Here is a 15,708-nt window from a genome sequence, read left to right as displayed (position 1 = left end):
GGCCCGTTCGGCCTGCGCCGCCGTCTCCCGCAGCGCGTCCTCCCGACGTCCGGCCAGCGCCACCCGGTAGCCGTGCCCGAGCAACGCGAGCGCCACGCTCCGCCCGATCCCCGACCCGGCCCCGGTCACCACCGCCACACGCCCGCTCTCCATCGCCCGCTCCCTCCGGTGTCACGACACGAACCACATCACGACGCCACGAGGGTGACATGACGACGAGAAAGGGTCAGAACCAGTCGTCCGGGCGGGGCCAGGTGAACATCTCCTCGACTGCCTCCGGCTCGGTGACGGTGTAGCGGCCGCGGTAGAACAGCAGCGGGCGGCCGTCCGCGACGTCCCCGAGCTCGGTCACCCGGCCCACCACGACGTAGTGGTCCCCGGCCTCGTGCACCGCCTCGATGGTGCAGTCGATCCAGGTCAGCGACCCGGTCAGCACCGGGGCACCGGACGGGGCCGGGGACCAGTCCACGGCGGCGAACTTGTCCGCGCCCCGCGCACCGAACGTGGCGCTGACGTCGCGCTGGTCGCCGGAGAGCACGTTCACCGCGAACCTGCCCACCCCTTCGATCACCGGCCACGTCCGCGACGACTTCGCCGGGCAGAACAGCACCAGCGGCGGTTCCAGGGACAGCGCCGCGAAGGACTGGCAGGCGAACCCGACGGGGGCGTCGCCGTCGTGCGCGGTCACCACGGCCACCCCGGTGCAGAAGTGCCCGAGCACCGACCGGAAGCGGGTCGGATCCACGGTGGGTGCGCCGCGGGTCACGACTGCCGCGCTCCCACCGAGAAGTCGTGGCCCCACAGGCTTACCGCGGTGCTCTCCCGGGCGATCCACGTGTCGTCGGCGACCTGGCGGCCCTCGCAGCCGAACTCGACGTCGAAGCCGCCCGGCGTCTTCATGTAGAACGACATCATGTGATCGTTGACGTGCCGCCCGAGCGTGGCCGACATCGGCACCTCGCGCCGCAGCGCCCGGTCCAGGCACAGGCCCACGTCGTCGGAGTTCTCGACCTCCACCATCAGGTGCACGATGCCGCTCGGGGTGGGCATCGGCAGGAACGCGAGGCTGTGGTGGCGCGGGTTGCAGCCGAGGAACCGCAGCCACGCCGGTTTGCCGTCCTCCGGCCTGCCCACCGCCTGCGGCGGCAGCTTCATCGAGTCGCGCAGCCGGAAGCCGAGCACGTCCCGGTAGAACCGCAGGGACGCCTCGTCGTCGTGGGTGGACAGCACCACGTGCCCCAGGCCCTGCTCGCCGGTGACGAACGTGTGCCCGTAGGGGCTGACCACCCGGCGGTGCTGCAACGCGATGCCGTGGAAGATCTCCAACGTGTTGCCGGACGGATCCTCGAACGTGATCAGCTCGTCCACCCGGCGCTCGGCGCAGACCTCGGCCGAGCCCTCCTTGAACGGCACCCCGTGCTCGGACAGGCTCCGGCGGACCTCGTCCAGCTCGGCGGCGTGGGCGACCTCCCACCCGGCCTGCGCCAGCCGGTCGGTCTCCCCCGGCACGATCACCAGCCGCGCGGGGAACTCGTCCATCCGGAAGTACAGGGCGTCCGGGTCGTCACCGGAGCCCTCGACCATGCCGAGCACCTTCAGCCCGTACTCGCGCCAGGCCGCCATGTCGGTGGCCTCGATGCGGAGGTAGCCCAGGGAGCGAATACCCATGTGCGTCATCCGTTCGTCTCGTGGGTGGGTCGGTCGTCCGGTCCGGGGCGGACCGGGGCGTCGGACTCCGGTCAGACCATGGCGTTCTCCACGGTCTGGCCGAACGTGCCGGTGCCGAACATCTGGTACGCCCGCTCGGCGTCGTTGGCCGCGTGCACCCGGCCCGCGTGCGCGTCGCGCCAGAAGCGCTGGATCGGGGTGCCCGCGCGCAGCGCACGGCCCCCGGAGTTCTCGAAGAGCCGGTCGATCGCGGCGATGGCCCGCTCGGTGCCGCGGACCTGGTCGCGGCGCACCCGCAGCCGGGTGTCGAACGGCAGCTTCTCGCCGCGGCACGCGAGCTGGTACAGCTCGTCGATGTTGTGCGTGAGCTGCAGCCACGCCGCGTCGATCTCGCTGGCCGCCTCGGCGATCCGGACCTTGGCGAACGGGTCCTCCTTGGACTGTTCCCCCATGTACGAGGCGCGCACCCGCTCGCGCTGGTAGGCCACGTGCGCGTCGTAGGCGCCCTGCGCCATGCCGATGATCGGCGCGGTGATGGTGCTCGGGTGCACCGACCCGTACGGCAGCCGGTACAGCGGGCCGGTGTTCACCTCCTGGCCGGGGGTCCGGCACTTCGACGTCGCCACGAAGCTGAGCACGCGGTGGGCGGGCACGAACACGTCGTCGACGACGATGTCGTTGCTGCCGGTGCCGCGCAGGCCCACGGTGTCCCACACGTCCTCGATCGTGTAGTCGGAGATCGGGACGAGGTAGGTGCAGAAGTCGACCGGGTCGCCGTCCGCGGTGAACGCGGGCGCGCCGAGGAGCACCCACGTGGCGTGGTCGCAGCCGGAGGAGAAGCTCCACTTGCCGGACAGCCGGTAGCCGCCGTCGACGACCGTCGCCCTGCCCATCGGTGCGTACGACGACGAGATCAGGGTGCCGGTGTCCGAGCCCCACACGTCCTGCTGTGCGCGGTCGTCGAACAGGCCGAGATGCCAGGGGTGCACGCCGAGGATGGAGGCGACCCAGCCGGTGGACCCGCACGCGCTCGCGAGTGACCGGACCGCCGTGTAGAAGGTCACCGGGTCGGCCTCGTAGCCGCCGTACCGGGCGGGTTGCAGGAGTTTGAAGAAGCCGACATCGGCCAGGGCCTTGATCGACTCTTCCGGGACGCGCCGCGCGTCCTCGGCCTCCTGCGCACGGTCGCGCAGAGCCGGCAGCAGCTCCTCGATCCCGGCGATCACCGCGTCGGTGCCCTCGCTCATCTGTGCCTCGTTCCTACCGGGTTGGACTGGTACAACGCCGCCTGAGACTAGAACATGTTCTCGTTCTTGTCATCCCGATCCCACCATGGAGAATCCACTCACAGTGCCGCGACTCCGGATTCCACTCGGTGGGACCGGCGGCCTACCCTCCGCATGGAACATGTTCTCGTAGGACGGTCCCGGGACGCCGGCCGCAGGGCGGAACCCGGCACCGTGTTCCCGAGAAGGAGGTCCGATGACCCACGACCACGCGGCCGCCGCCACCGGCACGGCGGCCGGATCCGAGGCCGGATCCGGGGGCGGGTCCGGGGCCACCGAGTTCGACGTCGTCGTGGTGGGCAGCGGCGCGGCGGGGATGACGGCGGCGCTGGCCGCCGCGCACGAGGGGCTGTCGGCGGTGGTGGTCGAGAAGGCCGCGTACTTCGGTGGTTCCACCGCCCGCTCCGGCGGCGGGGTGTGGATCCCGAACAACGAGACCCTGCGGGCCGCCGGCGTCTCCGACACCCCGGCCGACGCCGAGCGCTACCTGGCCTCGATCGTCGGCGACGTCGTCTCCCCCGAACGGCGCAGCGCCTACCTGGACACCGGCCCCGAGGTGGTCTCCTTCGTCCAGCGGCACACCCCGCTGCGGCTGCGCTGGGTGCCCGGCTACTCCGACTACCACCCGGAGGCCCCGGGTGGACGGCCCGGCGGCCGGTCGGTGGAGCCCGAGCCGTTCGACGCCACCGTCCTCGGTGACGAGATCGACAACCTCGAACCCCCCTACAGCGCCCCGCCCCTCGGGGTGCCGCTGACCCAGGCGGACTTCCGGTGGCTGAGCCTGCTCGCCCGCCACCCCCGGGGCACCTGGCACCTGCTGCGGCTCGGGGCCCGGTGGCTGGCGGGCAGGCTCCGGGGAAGGCGGCTGCTGTCCATGGGCCAGGCACTGGCCGCGGGTCTGCGCGCGGGCCTGGCCCGCAGCGGCGTGCCCGTCCGGCTCTCCACCCCGATGGTGGACCTGCACACCGAGGACGACACGGTCACCGGCGTCGTGGTCGAACGCGACGGGCAGCGGGTCGTCCTCCGCGCACGGCGCGGGGTGATACTCGGGTCCGGCGGCTTCGAACACGACGAGCAGCTGCGCAAGCGGCACCAGCGGGAACCGATCGGCACGGAGTGGACGGTCGGGGCGAAGGCCAACACCGGGGACGGGATCCGCGCGGCCACGGCCCTCGGGGCGGACGTCGACCTGATGGACGAGGCCTGGTGGGGACCGACGATCCCGCTGCCCGGTGGGCCGTGGTTCGCACTCGCCGAGCGCTCGCGCCCGGGGTGCCTGCTGGTCAACGACCGGGGCGAACGGTTCGTCAACGAGTCCGCCCCCTACGTGGAGGCCGTGCACGCGATGTACGGGGCGGGCGAGGGCCCGGCGGAGAACATCCCGACCTGGCTGGTGTTCGACCAGCGCTACCGCAACCGGTACATGTTCACCGGGCTCGGCCCGCGGCAACGGTTCCCGGGCCGCTGGTACAAGACCGGAGTGGCGGCCAAGGCCGACACCCTCCCCGAGTTGGCCGAGCGGATCGGTGTTCCCGCGGACGCGCTGTCCGCCACGGTCGAGCGGTTCAATGGCTTCGCCCGCGCGGGCGAGGACGCCGACTTCGGCCGCGGCCGCAGTGCCTACGACCACTACTACGGCGACCCGCGCAACCGGCCGAACCCGAGTCTGGGGCCGCTCGACGTGGCACCGTACTACGCGGTGCGGATCGTGCCGGGCGACCTGGGCACGAAGGGCGGGCTGCGCACCGACGTGCACGGCCGGGTGCTGCGCGGCAACGGGACCGTGATCGACGGCCTCTACGCCGCCGGCAACACGAGCGCCGCCGTCATGGGCCGGACCTACGCGGGTCCCGGCGCGACCATCGGCCCGGCGATGGTGTTCGGCTACCGCGCCGCGCGCCACCTGGCCGTCGCACCGGAGCCCACCGGCGGACGTGCCGGGGCGAACGGAGGGAGCACGGAGTCGTGAACGCACCCGTCTCCCGGACACTGCGGGTGTCCGAGGTGATCGACGAGACCGACGCGGCGCGGTCCTTCGTGTTCGACGCCGACGACCTGGACTACCGGCCCGGCCAGTTCCTCACCGTGCGGGTCCCGGGCGACGGGCGCGGCCCGGTGGCCCGCTGCTACTCGCTGTCCAGCGCGCCCGGGGTGGGGGCGCCGCCGCAGGTGACGGTCAAGCGGGACGGGGACGGCTACGCCAGCAACTGGCTGTGCGACCACGTGCGGCCCGGGACCGAGCTGGAGGTCCTCGACCCGACCGGGAGTTTCACACCGTCCTCGCTGGACGACGATCTCGTGCTGTTCGCGGCGGGCAGCGGCATCACCCCGGTGATGTCCCTCGTGCGGGCGGTGCTGGCGCGCGGCCGCGGACGCCTGGCGCTGTGCTACGCCAACCGGGACGAGCACTCGGTGATCTTCGCGCGGGCGCTGCGGGAGCTGGTCGAGGCCCATCCCGACCGGCTGACCGTGTCGCACTGGCTGGAGTCGCTGCAGGGCCTGCCCACCGCGGACGCACTGCGCACGTGGGCCGCGCCGTACGCCGACCGGGAGGCGTTCGTGTGCGGGCCGCGGCCGTTCATGAAGGGCGCGACCGCCGCGCTCACCGCGCTGGACGTGCCGCGCGCACGCCGGCACGTCGAGAAGTTCGTCTCCCTCGGCGGTGACCCGTTCGCCGACACCGTGCCGGGCGGGTCGGCCGACCGGGCCGGGTCACCGAACCCCACGCCCGGTCCGGAGCCCGGCCCGGCGACCGGGACGGAACCGGCGCCGGCGGCGGAACCCGGGCCGGAGCCGGTGGCGCTCTCGGTGACGCTGGACGGCACGGAGCACACGTCCGGCTGGCCACGGGACCGGCGACTGCTGGACCACCTGCTCGACTCCGGTCTGGACGCGCCGTACTCCTGCCGGGAGGGACGGTGCAGCGCCTGCGCCTGCCGGGTGGTGTCCGGTGAGGTCACCATGTCCGTCAACGAGGTGCTCGACGCCGAGGACCTCGCCGACGGGCTCGTCCTGGCGTGCCAGGCGCTGCCGGTCACCGACGAGGTGTCGGTCAGCTACGAGTGACCGTCCCGCCCCCCGCACCGGGCCCGCACCACGACGGGCCCGGACCCACGACGAGCGGGCACCGTGAGGCGTCCGCATCACGACGAGCGGGCACCGTGACGGGCCCGCACGCACGACAAGGAGACACCCATGCCCATCGACCCGGAAGTCGCCGTCGGAGCCGATCTCGGACGGAGCTCCTTCTCCTGGACCTCCTCCGACGTGCTGCTCTACCACCTCGCACTCGGCGCGGGCGCCGACCCCACGGACGACCGCGAGCTCCGTTACGCCTACGAGGACGACCTGCGGGTGCTGCCCACCTTCGCGACGGTCGCGGAGAACTTCCACGCCTCCGAACCCCCGGCGGTGTCGTTCCCCGGTGTGGACATCGACCTCGCGAAGGTCGTGCACGGCACGCAGAGCGTCGAGGTGCACCGTCCGCTGCCCACCGCGGGCGAGGCCGTGGCGCGCTCCCGGATCGCCGACGTCCTCGACAAGGGCAAGGCCGCGGTGATCGTGCAGGAGACCACGGTCGCCGACGCCGCGGGCGATCCGTTGTGGACGGCGCGGTCGAGCATCTTCGCCCGGGGCGAGGGCGGGTTCGGCGGTGAGCGTGGCGCCTCCGACCGGGTGGAGCTGCCCGACCGTGCGCCCGACGTCGTGGTCGACACGCCGACGCTGACCCAGCAGGCGCTGCTCTACCGGCTCTGCGGCGACCGCAACCCGCTGCACGCCGACCCGGAGTTCGCGCGCGCGGCCGGGTTCGACGCACCGATCCTGCACGGTCTGTGCACCTACGGCATCGTGGCGAAGGCCGTCACCGACGCCGTGCTCGACGCCGACGTCACCAGGGTGCGGTCGTGGTCGGCGAAGTTCGCCGGTATCGTGCTCCCCGGCGAGACGCTGCGCACGCGGGTCTGGCGGGACGGCGGGAGGCTGCTCGTCACCGCGACGGTCGTCGAGCGCGACGAGGCGCCCGCGCTGTCGGACGCGGTGCTGCACACCACCGGCTGACGGACTCCCCTCAAAAGAGAACGCGTTTCACTTTTCTGCTCGCCCCACGTCCGGCGAGCTGATGAATTACTCTGGTGCATGCCCGAACAGGCAGTGAAACACGTTCTTACCAGGAGAGTGCCGGATGGCAGGCAAGCCCAGGACGCCGGGGCAGGGTAAGGGGCGCACCACGCTCAACCCGTTGGACGGCGGCGAGGAACTCGGCTCCGCGGCGCAACGCGACCGCCGCAGACGCATCCTGGACGCCACACTCACGTTGGCGTCCAAGGGCGGGTACGACGCCGTGCAGATGCGCACCGTGGCCGAGCGCGCCGACGTGGCCCTGGGCACCCTCTACCGGTACTTCCCGTCCAAGGTGCACCTGCTGGTGTCGAGTCTGGCCCGGGAGTTCGAACGGGCCCAGGACAGACTGGGCCGTGGGCCGATCCCCGGGGACACCCCGGTCGAGCGAGTGTTGTACGTGCTCGGCCGCAACACCCGTGCGCTGCAGCGCGACCCGCAGCTCACCGAGGCGATGGTGCGGGCGTTCATGTTCGCCGACACCACCGCCGCGGCCGAGGTGGAACGCGTCGGGCGGCTGCTGGAGGAGATGTTCGCCACGGCGATGGGCATCGCCGAGCCCACCGAGGCCGACCGGGACGTCTTCCACGTCGTCGCCGACGTGTGGATGGCCAACCTGGTCGCCTGGGTCACCCGGCGCGCCTCCGCCACCGACGTCGCCAACCGCCTCGAACTCTCCGTCCGCCTGCTGCTGGAGAAGTGACCGTGAAGGACTCCCTGCCTGCGTCACACGCAGCGAAGGGGTCCCTCGCCGCGCCACGCGCAGGGAAGGAGTCCTTCACGACACACCCGCCCGGGTGAGTGGGCTCAGGCGGTGAGCTTCGGCAGGACCTCGCGGCCGAAGACCTCCATCCACTCCTGTTGGTTGCGGCCCACGTTGTGCAGGTAGATCCGGGTGAAGCCGGCGTCGATGTAGCGTTGCAGTGCCTGCCGGTGCTCGTCCGGATCGGACGAGACGACCATCCGGCCCTCGAAGTCCTCCCGGCGCACCAGCTTGGCCATCTGCTCGAAGTCGAACGGCGACCGGATGTCGGCCTTCGGGAACTTCATCCCCCCGTTCGGCCACTGCTCCAGCGCGTTGGCCCACGCCTGTTCGTCGGTGGCCGCCCAGGACAGGTGCACCTGGAGCAGCTTCGGCATCGCGTCCGGGTCCTTGCCCGCCTTGCGGGCGCCCTTCGCGAAGTTCTCCACGATCCCGGCGAGCTTGTCCAGCGACGCGCCCGGCGTGATCAGGCCGTCGGCGAGCTCGCCCGTCTTGCGGGAGGTGTACGGGCCCGCCGAGGCGATGTACACCGGCGGCGCGGGGTCGGGCATCGTCCAGAGCCGGGTGTTGTGCAGCTTGAAGAACTCGCCGTTGTGCTTGACATCGGTGCCGCCGAAGAGCTTCTTGATGATCTCCAGCGCCTCCAGCATCCGGCGGACCCGTTCGGGGGCCTCGGGCCAGTAGGCGCCGAACATGTGCTCGTTCAGCGCCTCCCCCGAGCCGATGCCCAGCCAGGTGCGCCCGGGGTAGGTGGCCTCCAGGGTCGCGGCGGCCTGCGCCACCATCCCCGGGTGCTGGCGGAACGACGGGCAGGTCACGCCCGGGCCGAGGTCGCCGGTGGTGTTCTCGGCCAGCGAGGCCAGCACGCTCCAGACGAACGACGCCTCCCCCTGGGCGGGCACCCACGGCTGGAAGTGGTCGGCCGCCATCTGCCCGGAGAACCCGTGCCGCTCCGCCAGTGCGGCGAGGTCCACGGACTCCCGGGGGGCGAACTGCTCCAACGCCGCCGCGATCCCGATCTGCACGTCTGCCACGTCGTCTCCAACCCCGCCCGCTCGCGGGCGCGCCTCGTTCGTCCTTCGCGGTCCGCGACCCGGCTACCCGGCGTGGCGGCGCGCCACCTCGGCCAGGTCGTCGAGTGTCGCCAGTGTCTCGCGCTCGGGCAGGGTGGGCAGGAAGAACGTGACACGCTCCACGCCCGCCTCGGCCCACTCCGTGATCGGAGCGCGCTGCGGGTCGGCGGCGAAGATGGTCACCGGCAGGTCCGGCCTGCCCCGCTCGGCCAGGCGCCCGCGCACCCGCCGGATGTGCTCCGGCGAGGTGTGCCCGCGCGGCATCCAGGCGTCCCCGTACCGCGCGAGCCGGTCCTCGGCCGCGGCACTCTCGCCCCCGACGTAGATCGGGGGGTGCGGTGTCCGGACGGGTTTGGGCCACAGGTTGACCGGGTCGAAGTCGACGTACTCGCCGTGGAACTCCGCCTCGTCGGTGGTCCAGATCCGGGTCAGTGCCTGCAGCTGCTCGTTCAGCAGGGCGCCCCGCGTACGGGGGTCGGTGCCGTGGTGGCGCATCTCCTCGCGGTTCCAGCCGACGCCCACGCCGAACAGGAACCGGCCCCCGGACACCAGATCCAGGCTGGCCACCTCGTTCGCCGTGTGCAGCACGTCCCGCTGGACCAGCAGGGCGACCCCGGTGGCCACGAGCAGGTCGTTCGTCGCGGTGGCCGCGGCGGTCAGCGACACGAACGGGTCCAGCGTGCGGTAGTACTCCCGGGGCAGGTCACCCCCACCCGGGTACGGCGTCTCCCGGCTGGTCGGGATGTGCGAGTGCTCGGCCACCAGCAGGGAGTCGAACCCCCGCTCCTCGAGCGCCCGGCCGAGCGCCGCCGGACGGATACCTTCGTCGGTGACGAACGTGGAAACCCCGAACTTCACGCGAGTCGCCCCTTCCGGACCGCGAGTTGACGCCACGTGTCTGCGAGTCGTCACCCCCGGACGGCGAGTCGACACCCGATCCGGTCCGAGACCGACGATGATCAAGAATACCCTTCGTACACCGGACACAAACTCGCGGTCCCGGACCGTCGACTGGTGTGAAGTGACGACTCGCGGTCCCGGAGCGCCGACTCGCGGTCCGGGAGTGGCGACTCGCGGTTCCGGAGCGTCGACTCGCGGGTTTGGGGTGGCGACTCGCGGGTGGGGCGGGGGTCAGACGTTGCGGCGGTACTGGCCGCCGACCTCGAAGAAGGCGCGGGTGATCTGGCCCAGCGAGCACACCCGGGCGGCGTCCATCAGCACGGCGAACACGTTCTCCCCGCGCTGCGCCGCCCGCCGCAGGTCCGCCAGCGCCTGCTGCGCCCCGGCCTCGTTCCGGCGGTGGAACTCGGCCAGCCGGTCGAGCTGGGACTGCTTCTGCTCGTCGGTGGCCCGCGCCAGCTCCACCTCGACCTCGTCCTGTTCGGGCTCCGGGTTGCGGAACGTGTTCACCCCGACGATCGGCAGGTCGCCGTTGTGCTTGAGCCGCTCGTAGGCCATCGACTCGTCCTGGATCTTGCCGCGCTGGTAGCCGGTCTCCATCGCGCCGAGCACGCCGCCGCGCTCGGTGATCCGCTCGAACTCGGCCAGCACCGCCTCCTCCACGAGGTCGGTGAGCTCGTCGATGATGAACGAGCCCTGCAGCGGGTTCTCGTTCTTCGCCAGGCCCCACTCCTTGTTGATGATCATCTGGATGGCCAGCGCCCGGCGCACCGAACTCTCCGTCGGCGTCGTGATCGCCTCGTCGTAGGCGTTGGTGTGCAGGGAGTTCGCGTTGTCGTACAGCGCGCACAGGGCCTGCAGGGTGGTGCGGATGTCGTTGAAGCTCATCTCCTGGGCGTGCAGCGACCGCCCGGAGGTCTGGATGTGGTACTTCAACTTCTGCGAGCGCTCGTTCGCCCCGTAGCGCTCGCGCATCGCCACCGCCCAGATCCGGCGGGCGACCCGGCCCAGCACCGAGTACTCGGCGTCCATCCCGTTCGAGAAGAAGAACGACAGGTTGGGCGCGAAGTCGTCGATGTCCATGCCCCGCGCGAGGTAGGACTCCACGTACGTGAACCCGTTCGCCAGCGTGAACGCGAGCTGCGTGATCGGGTTCGCCCCGGCCTCCGCGATGTGGTACCCGGAGATCGACACCGAGTAGAAGTTGCGGACGTCGTTGGCGGTGAACCACTCCTGGATGTCCGACATCATCCGCAGGGAGAACTCGGTGGAGAAGATGCAGGTGTTCTGCCCCTGGTCCTCCTTGAGGATGTCGGCCTGCACCGTGCCCCGGACCTGGCGCAGGGTCCACGCGCGGATCTCGGCGTCCTCGGCGTCGGTGGGCTCCCGGCCGTGCTCGGTGCGGAAGGCGTCCCGGCGCTGGTCGATCGCGGTGTTCAGGAAGAACGCCAGGATCGTCGGTGCCGGGCCGTTGATCGTCATGGACACCGACGTGGTGGGCGCGGTGAGGTCGAACCCGTCGTAGAGGGCCTTCATGTCGTCCAGCGTCGCGATCGACACGCCGGAGGTGCCGATCTTGCCGTGGATGTCCGGCCGGGTGTCCGGGTCCGACCCGTACAGCGTCACCGAGTCGAACGCGGTGGACAGCCGTTTGGCCTCGGAGTCGGACGAGAGGTACTTGAACCGCCGGTTGGTGCGGAAGGCGTCGCCCTCCCCGGCGAACATCCGCGCCGGGTCCTCCCCCTCGCGCTTGAACGGGAACACGCCCGCGGTGTACGGGAAGTACCCGGGCAGGTGTTCGCGGCGCAGGAACGACAGCAGCTCGCCACGGTCGGTGTAGCGCGGCAGCGCCACCCGCGGCACCCGGCTGCCGGACAGGGTCTCCCGCCACAGCTCCGTGTGAATCTCCCGGTCGCGGACGGTGAAGACCAGCTCCTCGCCCCGGTACGACTCGGCCAGCTCGTCGTAGCGCGTCAGCGTCCCGGTCGTGTCGGCGTCCACGGCGTCGTCGGCGCGGGCGAGCAGCCGGTCGAGCTCACCGGTGTCCGCCCCCTCGGCGGCCAGCGCCTCCCGGGCCGCGGCCAGGTGGTCCCGGTGGCGCAGCGCCTCGGCCTGCTCCGTCGTGCGGCGGTGGTAGTCGCGCACCGTCCCGGCGATGTCGGCGAGGTAGCGCGTGCGGTGACCCGGGATCACGACGGTGGTGTCGGCCGGGACCTTCCCCCCGACCCGCGGCAGGGTTCCGGCGGAGACCGACAGTCCGTCGTCGGCCAGCAGGTCCCGCAGGTGCTGGTACAGGGCCGTGACCCCGTCGTCGTGGAACTTCGCCGCGCTCGTACCGAACACCGGCATGTCCTCCGGGGCGGCACCGAACGCCTCGCGGTTGCGGACCATCTGCCGCGCGACGTCCCGCCGGGCGTCCTCCGCACCCCGCCGCTCGAACTTGTTGATCGCGACGACGTCGGCGAAGTCCAGCATGTCGATCTTCTCGAGCTGGGACGCGGCGCCGAACTCGGGCGTCATGACGTAGAGCGCGTGGTCGACGTGGTCGACGATGCCCGCGTCCCCCTGCCCGATACCGGGTGTCTCCACCACGACCAGGTCGTAGCCCGCGGCCTTGCAGGCGGTGACCGCCTCGTCGAGGCCGGTCGGCACCTCCGCACCCGCCGTGCGGGTGGCCAGCGACCGGAAGAACACCCGGTCGCCGTCCAGGCTGTTCATCCGGATGCGGTCGCCGAGCAGGGCACCGCCGCCGCGGCGCCGCGTGGGGTCCACGGCCAGCACGGCGATGCGCAGCTTGTCCTCCTGGTCCACCCGGAAGCGGCGGATCAGTTCGTCGGTCAGCGACGACTTGCCCGATCCGCCCGTGCCGGTGATCCCGAGCACGGGCACGGTGCGGGCCGCGGCCGCCTCCCGGATCGCCTCCCGCCAGTCGGCGGGCAGGGTGTCCTGCTGGAGGTGGGTGAGGGCCCGCGCCAGCGTCGGCATGTCGCCGGCGAGCAGGTCGTCCACCCGCCCCGGGGAGCTCCGCGTGAGGTCGACGTCACAGTCCCGGACCATCGTGTTGATCATCCCGGGCAGCCCCAGTTCCAGGCCGTCGTCCGGGGAGAAGATGCGCGCGACCCCGCGGGAGTGCAGCAGCTCGATCTCCTCGCGGACGATGACGCCGCCCCCGCCGCCGAACACCCGTACGTGCCCCGCGCCCCGTTCGGCCAGCAGCTGCACGAGGTAGGAGAAGTACTCGACGTGCCCGCCCTGGTAGGCACTGATCGCCACGCCCTGGACGTCCTCGGAGATCGCGGCGGTCACCACCTCCTCGACCGAGCGGTTGTGGCCGAGGTGCACCACCTCGGCACCCTGCGACTGGAGGATGCGCCGCATGATGTTGATCGAGGCGTCGTGGCCGTCGAACAGGCTCGCCGCGGTCACGAAACGGACCGGGTGCTCGGGCCGGTGCAGATCGGAGGTCATGACCCCAAAATACTTGGACTTCCTACTTTTCGGGAACGGAGGGCGACACGTGAAGCGCGCCACACCGTCGGAACCGATTCAGCCGTCACCGGGCGGTCACGAGGCGTTGTTGGCCGCGCGCACCGCGATCCACTGCCGCATCGCGTACTCGACCAGCGTGATGAGCGTCTGCTTGGTGGACTCCCGGTCCCGGGCGTCACAGCGCACGATCGGGACGGCGGGATCGATGGACAGCGCCTCCCGTACGTCGTCCAGGCTGTGGTGCAGCACGCCGTCGAACGTGTTGACGCCGACGATGTAGGGCAGGCCCCGGTCCTCGAAGAAGTCCACGGGGGCGAACGAGTCGGCGAGCCTGCGGGTGTCGGCCATCACCACCGCGCCGATCGCGCCGCGCACCAGGTCGTCCCACATGAACCAGAACCGCTGCTGGCCGGGCGTACCGAACAGGTAGAGGATCAGGTCCTCGTCCAACGACACCCGGCCGAAGTCCATCGCCACGGTCGTCGTCGCCTTGCCCGGCGTCGCCTCGAGGTCGTCGATACCGGCACTCGCGTCGGTCATCATCGCCTCGGTCGTCAACGGCACGATCTCGGACACCGAGCCGACGAACGTCGTCTTGCCCGCGCCGAAGCCGCCCGCCACCACGATCTTGGCGGACGTCATCGTCTTCGACGCGGTCTCGCGCGGTGCCTCAAAGCCGGCGGAGTCCACTCAACACCCTTTCCATCAACTGCAAGTGCGCCTCGGCACCCTCGTCGCCCGAGACCGTCCGGTGCACGGTGACCAGTCCGGCGTCCGCCGCGTCACTGATCAGTACCCGCGCCACACCCAGTGGCATCCCCAAAGCCGAGGCGATCTCGGCCACCGATTGTGGAGTACGACATTGTTCCATGATCAGTTGATGCTCGATCTGGTCGGGCACCGCCAGTAGTCCCGCCGTTCTGGTCGAGACCAGAGTCTCCAGCTCGAGATGGTGGTTCGCCCTGGTCCGGCCCCCGGTGATGGCGTAGGGCCGGACGAACCCCGTGTCCCCGGTGTCCTCCGGGTACTCCGGCGGGGGTGCCGCGGAGTGCGCTCCGGGCCACACCGCCGACTGCACCGGGACGGCTTCCGCTGCCACAACCTGCTCCTCTGCGTCCGAGTCCGGGCCGCGCGGGTCCGGAACGCCGTGTGTGCCTGGTCGCCCCCGATGCCGCCCGGCGCCGGGTGCGCCGGGCTCGTGGGTGTCCACCTCCTCGGTCCCGGGTTCGGCAGGAGTGGAATCCGGCTCCACCCCCTGATCGGTGTCGATGTCCGCGTCACCGTCCAGACGGAATCGCGCCCACTCCGCCCACCCACCGCCGGTTTCCCTCCCCGCGGTGCCGTCGGTGCCGTCGGTGTTCCGCTTCCCGGCGCTGTCCCGGGAACCGGCGCCCCCGTCGCCGGAATCGTGTTCCGGTCCGGTCATCGGCGGATCAACCCACCGGTTCGCCGATCCGCGCGCCCTGTGCGCCCTGCAGGCGGGCCCGCAGCTCCGGGGTGAGGATCTGCCCGACCCGCTCCACCAGGAGCGTCATCTCGTAGGCCACCTGCCCGATGTCACAGGTCGGCGCGGCCAGCACCGCCAGGCACGAGCCGTCACTGATCGACATGAGCACCATGATGCCCAGTTCCATCTCCACGACCGTCTCCGTGACGGACCCGGCCTCGAAGCACCGGGCCGCGCCCTGGGTCAGGCTGACCAGCCCGGACGCCACGGCCGCGAGCTGGTCCGCCCGGTCGACCGGGAGTCGGCGGGACGCGGTGAGCAGGAGACCGTCCGCGGACACCACCACGGCGTGCGCGACACCCGGTACCCGCTCGGCGAAGTCGTCGACCAGCCAACCGAACTGGTTCTGGTGGGGTTGAGCCTGCTGAGCCCGGTCCGAGGTGGTCATTCACCCTCCACTCTCTCGTCTGGCAGATCGGTCGTCACGGTGCCGGCGTGCCTGCCGCGCCGGACGCCCTGCTGGAAGCTGTTCAGTCGCCCGCGCACGTCGGCAGGGTCCCGCGCCAACCGGGGGCGGTTCCCCTCCGACTCCCCGGAGGCCGCGCTGCCGGGGACGAGCTGTTCACCCCGGTTCCGCCGGGGCAGCCCCGCGGAGGTGTAGCTCGTCGGCTGCGCCTCGGTCACCTCCCGCGCGGTCCGCCACCGCTCGTCGAGCGGGGAGGTCCCGTCCACCGGGTGGTCGGGACCGGATCGGTCCCCGGTCGGGTCGGCGAACAACGATCCCGCGTGCGCACGCGCACCCACGCCTCCACCACCGGCTCCGCCGGGCACGATCTCGGTCGTCTCCGCGGGATCGGGCCCGGACGCCCGGTCGACGCTGTGCCGGCCGTTCCCGCCCGCGGGACCACCGGCACCCGGCACGTCCGGCCGGGCCGGCGCCCCGTCGCCGTCTCCCGGCGTCTC

The 15,708-nt window shown here is 71.7% G+C and carries 14 protein-coding genes and 1 pseudogene; 4 read left to right on the top strand and 11 right to left on the bottom strand.

The genetic code is table 11. The features are described from left to right. The 4 genes from SACPADRAFT_RS30135 to hsaA all read right to left on the bottom strand — a co-directional run. The coding region (locus tag SACPADRAFT_RS30135) for an SDR family NAD(P)-dependent oxidoreductase (RefSeq protein WP_007024415.1) at positions 1 to 153 on the bottom strand (153 nt) is incomplete at its 3' end. Positions 154 to 226: 73 nt separating this feature from the next. Continuing rightward, positions 227 to 766 (bottom strand): 3-hydroxy-9,10-secoandrosta-1,3,5(10)-triene-9,17-dione monooxygenase reductase subunit, encoded by a 540-nt coding sequence (gene hsaB / locus SACPADRAFT_RS0200765; RefSeq protein ID WP_007024416.1) that lies wholly within the window; start codon positions 764 to 766, stop codon positions 227 to 229. Beyond that, entirely contained in the window at positions 763 to 1,668 is a 906-nt protein-coding gene (gene hsaC, locus SACPADRAFT_RS0200760; protein ID WP_028662118.1) for an iron-dependent extradiol dioxygenase HsaC, read from the bottom strand. The genes hsaB and hsaC overlap by 4 nt, the downstream gene beginning before the upstream one ends. A 71-nt stretch (positions 1,669 to 1,739) precedes the next feature. Next, on the bottom strand, positions 1,740 to 2,915 hold the full coding sequence (gene hsaA / locus SACPADRAFT_RS0200755) for a 3-hydroxy-9,10-secoandrosta-1,3,5(10)-triene-9,17-dione monooxygenase oxygenase subunit (RefSeq protein ID WP_007024418.1): 1,176 nt from the start codon (positions 2,913 to 2,915) through the stop codon (positions 1,740 to 1,742). 235 nt (positions 2,916 to 3,150) lie between these two features. On the opposite strand from hsaA, the gene kstD reads away from it, so the two are divergent. The 4 genes from kstD to kstR all read left to right on the top strand — a co-directional run bounded on the left by kstD (position 3,151) and on the right by kstR (position 7,776). Next, positions 3,151 to 4,923, top strand: coding sequence for a 3-oxosteroid 1-dehydrogenase (gene kstD / locus SACPADRAFT_RS0200750; protein ID WP_007024419.1), 1,773 nt, complete (start codon positions 3,151 to 3,153; stop codon positions 4,921 to 4,923). After that, positions 4,920 to 6,020, top strand: coding sequence for a 2Fe-2S iron-sulfur cluster-binding protein (locus tag SACPADRAFT_RS0200745; protein WP_007024420.1), 1,101 nt, complete (start codon positions 4,920 to 4,922; stop codon positions 6,018 to 6,020). The genes kstD and SACPADRAFT_RS0200745 overlap by 4 nt, the downstream gene beginning before the upstream one ends. A gap of 129 nt (positions 6,021 to 6,149) precedes the next feature. Then, complete coding sequence (locus tag SACPADRAFT_RS0200740) at positions 6,150 to 7,013, top strand: MaoC/PaaZ C-terminal domain-containing protein (protein WP_007024421.1); 864 nt, start codon at positions 6,150 to 6,152, stop codon at positions 7,011 to 7,013. Between the two features lie 124 nt (positions 7,014 to 7,137). Beyond that, a complete protein-coding gene (gene kstR, locus SACPADRAFT_RS0200735; protein ID WP_007024422.1) occupies positions 7,138 to 7,776 on the top strand; it encodes a cholesterol catabolism transcriptional regulator KstR in 639 nt (212 codons plus the stop codon). A 104-nt stretch (positions 7,777 to 7,880) separates the two neighbouring features. Here kstR and SACPADRAFT_RS0200730 read toward each other — a convergent pair whose 3' ends face one another. The 7 genes and pseudogenes from SACPADRAFT_RS0200730 to SACPADRAFT_RS31860 all read right to left on the bottom strand — a co-directional run. Continuing rightward, positions 7,881 to 8,870 (bottom strand): TIGR03557 family F420-dependent LLM class oxidoreductase, encoded by a 990-nt coding sequence (locus SACPADRAFT_RS0200730; protein ID WP_007024423.1) that lies wholly within the window; start codon positions 8,868 to 8,870, stop codon positions 7,881 to 7,883. A 63-nt stretch (positions 8,871 to 8,933) separates the two neighbouring features. Then, positions 8,934 to 9,767, bottom strand: coding sequence for an LLM class F420-dependent oxidoreductase (locus SACPADRAFT_RS0200725; RefSeq protein WP_007024424.1), 834 nt, complete (start codon positions 9,765 to 9,767; stop codon positions 8,934 to 8,936). Positions 9,768 to 10,040: 273 nt separating this feature from the next. Further along, positions 10,041 to 13,277, bottom strand: coding sequence for a fused isobutyryl-CoA mutase/GTPase IcmF (gene icmF, locus SACPADRAFT_RS0200720; RefSeq protein WP_007024425.1), 3,237 nt, complete (start codon positions 13,275 to 13,277; stop codon positions 10,041 to 10,043). Positions 13,278 to 13,373: 96 nt separating this feature from the next. Then, entirely contained in the window at positions 13,374 to 13,988 is a 615-nt protein-coding gene (locus SACPADRAFT_RS0200715) for a GTP-binding protein (RefSeq protein ID WP_007024426.1), read from the bottom strand. Then, positions 13,969 to 14,397: a DUF742 domain-containing protein gene (locus SACPADRAFT_RS0200710; protein WP_028662116.1), complete on the bottom strand. Its 429-nt coding sequence runs from the start codon at positions 14,395 to 14,397 to the stop codon at positions 13,969 to 13,971. The genes SACPADRAFT_RS0200715 and SACPADRAFT_RS0200710 overlap by 20 nt, the downstream gene beginning before the upstream one ends. Positions 14,398 to 14,731: 334 nt before the next feature. Then, positions 14,732 to 15,193 (bottom strand): roadblock/LC7 domain-containing protein, encoded by a 462-nt coding sequence (locus SACPADRAFT_RS0200705; RefSeq protein ID WP_007024428.1) that lies wholly within the window; start codon positions 15,191 to 15,193, stop codon positions 14,732 to 14,734. Continuing rightward, a pseudogene (locus SACPADRAFT_RS31860) lies at positions 15,190 to 15,708 on the bottom strand (nitrate- and nitrite sensing domain-containing protein); the annotation flags it as partial. The gene SACPADRAFT_RS0200705 and the pseudogene SACPADRAFT_RS31860, both read right to left, overlap by 4 nt.

It is taken from the genome of Saccharomonospora iraqiensis subsp. paurometabolica YIM 90007, assembly GCF_000231035.2.
GTDB lineage: Bacteria > Actinomycetota > Actinomycetes > Mycobacteriales > Pseudonocardiaceae > Saccharomonospora > Saccharomonospora paurometabolica.
The sequence above is the reverse complement of the archived record's forward strand: the minus strand, read 5'-3'. Positions and strand labels throughout refer to the sequence as shown.

Excerpts from the sequence above, each read along its gene's own strand:
- hsaC (WP_028662118.1), bottom strand. The coding sequence starts at position 1,668 with ATGGGTATTCGCTCCCTGGGCTACCTCCGCATCGAGGCCACCGACATG.
- hsaA (WP_007024418.1), bottom strand. The coding sequence starts at position 2,915 with ATGAGCGAGGGCACCGACGCGGTGATCGCCGGGATCGAGGAGCTGCTG.
- kstD (WP_007024419.1), top strand. The coding sequence starts at position 3,151 with ATGACCCACGACCACGCGGCCGCCGCCACCGGCACGGCGGCCGGATCC.
- SACPADRAFT_RS0200740 (WP_007024421.1), top strand. The coding sequence starts at position 6,150 with ATGCCCATCGACCCGGAAGTCGCCGTCGGAGCCGATCTCGGACGGAGC.
- kstR (WP_007024422.1), top strand. The coding sequence starts at position 7,138 with ATGGCAGGCAAGCCCAGGACGCCGGGGCAGGGTAAGGGGCGCACCACG.
- icmF (WP_007024425.1), bottom strand. The coding sequence starts at position 13,277 with ATGACCTCCGATCTGCACCGGCCCGAGCACCCGGTCCGTTTCGTGACC.
- SACPADRAFT_RS0200705 (WP_007024428.1), bottom strand. The coding sequence starts at position 15,193 with ATGACCACCTCGGACCGGGCTCAGCAGGCTCAACCCCACCAGAACCAG.